The organism is Streptomyces sp. NPDC002671 (genome assembly GCF_053592475.1).
The window spans coordinates 1-2064 of record NZ_JBSFVU010000155.1 but is presented as its reverse complement, the minus strand read 5'-3'; the positions used below and the strand labels follow the sequence as shown (position 1 = coordinate 2064).

Here is a 2064-nt window from a genome sequence, read left to right as displayed (position 1 = left end):
CTGCGGGGCGCTGGTTCGGCTCATACTCCTGGCGACAGCTGGCTGTGAACGGCGGTGGCACGCTTCACCTCGTCCTGGGCCGGTCGGCACTGACCGAGTAATTGTCAATATGTGTGGATGAGCCAGCCTAAGTAGGGGCTTGTTTCGTTAGTCGGTCGTGAGGTTGCTTGGTTCCTCCCCGCGATACGGTATCCATCGGTATCCGGGCTGGAACACTTCGTAGTCGGCGCTCAGGTCAAGTTCCGCATGCAGCTTTTCGCAGAGCACAAGCCCGTGGATGCTGCCGTCGTTCAGTTCATCTGACCACTCGCGCCTGAGCTCAGCGGGGTCAAGGAATGATTCCGGATCCCAGCCGACCTTGGCGGCGACATATCCGTGGAACTGCGCGAGCAGGTCGTAGAGTTGGTGCCCCAGTTCGGTCAGCTCCGCTGCGGTGAGCTGGAACCTGGGAAGGCTGCCGTCCAGGCCACAATGCCAACTGACAGCCACGGGCAGGATCGAGAGCTCGATGTATGAGCCCACCTTCGCCAGCATCGGCCGGTGGAGAGGGATGCGGTGGGCGCCCGCGCGAAGCACCCGTGGCTTGGGGCCGGTGTGGGCTGCAGCCTGTGCCGCCTCGGCGTCGTCGCCGAAGTTCACCACCAGCTCGAAACAGATCGCCACAGTTCTTCTGCCTCCCCAGCGCCGCAGCCTCACGCAGCCCGTGTTTCAGTACGTTCGACGAGGATGCCATTCTCGAATCTGGCGCCCGCACGGACCAGGGGCACCAGGTGCGATCCGGTGATCGCCCGCCAGCGGGCCTGGGCGGACTCGACGAGCTTGAACACCATCGCGAGGGCCGCGGCCGGGCTGCCGGCGCCGCGGGTGACCTTGGTGCGGAGCTTGACGGTAGAGAAGGTCGACTCGATGGGGTTCGTGGTCCGCAGGTGGATCCAGTGCTCGGCCGGGAAGTCGTAAAACGCCAGCAGTTCTTCCCGGTCTTCGGTGATCTTCGCGACGGCCTTGGCGAACTTGGCGCCGTAGGCCTTCGCGAACGCCTCGATCGCCTTCTCGGCGTGGCCGCGGTCCTCGGCGTTGTAGATCTCCTGCATCGCTTTCGTCGCGCTCGGCTGTGCGGACTTCGGCAGGGCGTTCGTGACATTGCGGGCCTTGTGGACCCAGCACCGCTGGTGGCGGGCAGCCGGGAGCACCTCGGCCAGCGCCTTCCACAGCCCCATCGCGCCGTCGCCGACGACCAGCTCGGGATCGCGCATGCCGCGGCGGCGGCAGTCGCGCAACAGGTCGGCCCACGACTCGACCGACTCCCGCAGCCCCTCGGCCAGCGCGATCAGTTCCTTGGTGCCGTCCAGGCGCACACCCATCAGCACCAGGACACAGGAGTGCGTCTGCCCGAGCCGGACCTTGGGATGCACGCCGTCTGCCCACACGTACACATAGTCGCTATCGGCGAGGTCGCGCTGCTGGAAGGCGGAGTGGTCATCCTGCCAGTGCTTCGTCAGCCGGGTTACGGTGGCCGGCGACAGCCCGGCCGCCGAGCCGAGGAACTGCTCCAGCGCGGGCACGAAGTCCCCCGAGGACAGTCCGTGCAAGTAGAGCAGTGGCAGCACCTCGCTGACCTTGGGCGACTTACGGCACCAGGGCGGCAGGATCTTCGAGGAGAACCGCATCCGCTCGCCGGTGGCCACATCCACCCGCTTGTCGTTCACGCGCGGGGCCGTGACCTCGACGGGACCTGCGGCGGTGGTCACGGTGCGAGGCCGGTGGTGGCCGTTGCGGACCACCAGGCGGCGCCCGGCCGCGTCCGTCTCGGCAGCCAACTCGGCTATGTACTGGTTGACTTCGGCTTCCAGTGCCGCGGCGAGCATTCGGCGCGCGCCTTCGCGGACGATCTCGTCGATCAGGGAGCCAGACTCGGTCGAACCGTCGGTGTTCACTACGCTGAGCACGGGCGTGCCTTCCCGACCCGCGCTGCGAACGCGGGCCTACTCGGTGACCATCACAGGATCATTCGGGAAGGTACGTCCTCCGCGTCCAACCCGAGGCCGATCCACAGGTCCTGAGCAT

General features: G+C 66.7%; 2 protein-coding genes. Both read right to left on the bottom strand.

From position 1 onward, the window contains the following. Positions 1-147: 147 nt before the first annotated feature. The gene (locus ACWD35_RS45385) at positions 148-663 is read right to left on the bottom strand and encodes a hypothetical protein (RefSeq protein WP_451357163.1); all 516 of its coding nucleotides are present in this window, start codon (positions 661-663) and stop codon (positions 148-150) included. Positions 664-692: 29 nt separating this feature from the next. Beyond that, the gene (locus ACWD35_RS45380) at positions 693-1946 is read right to left on the bottom strand and encodes an IS256 family transposase (RefSeq protein WP_451357162.1); all 1254 of its coding nucleotides are present in this window, start codon (positions 1944-1946) and stop codon (positions 693-695) included. Positions 1947-2064: the final 118 nt, after the last annotated feature.